Raw genomic sequence first — 593 nt, forward strand, 5'->3', positions numbered from 1 at the left:
TTTTCTTGGCAGTGTGAGATCATGACCTTCGCTACTATAATTTTCACTCCCCATCACAGCCCAGCCTTAACGATGTGCGGATTTGCCTACACATCAGCCTCACTGCTTGGACGGACATCCATCAGTCCGCGTCACTACCCTCCTGCGTCCCCCCATCGTTCATAACGGTTTATGGTGGTACAGGAATTTCAACCTGTTGTCCTTCGATTACGCCTTTCGGCCTCACCTTAGGTCCCGACTTACCCTGAGCGGACGAACCTTCCTCAGGAAACCTTGGGCTTTCGGCGGATCAGATTCTCACTGATCTTTTCGTTACTCATACCGGCATTCTCACTTGTATGCTGTCCAGCGCTCCTTACGGTACACCTTCAACCTACATACAACGCTCCCCTACCCCTGAATCGACTTCACTCCGCCTTCGAAGTGTGTCTATCCCCTGAGAACATTTGGTCATCCTTCATTCCATTAGAAGTCTGACAAAAATGTCAATCTCAGTCTCACTACCTCAAAGAAGCAGTGAAGTCGATTCAAGCCATAGCTTCGGTGGTGTGTTTAGCCCCGTTACATTTTCGGCGCAGAGTCACTCGACCAGT

1 rRNA gene is annotated in these 593 nt (G+C 49.9%); it reads right to left on the reverse strand.

What is annotated here, in order from left to right:
- Nucleotides 1-593 (reverse strand): 23S ribosomal RNA (locus ACFQV5_RS10020); the annotation flags it as partial.

The sequence above is a fragment of the Paenibacillus sp. GCM10028914 genome, from assembly GCF_042666275.1.
In the GTDB taxonomy this organism is placed as follows: domain Bacteria; phylum Bacillota; class Bacilli; order Paenibacillales; family Paenibacillaceae; genus Paenibacillus_AQ.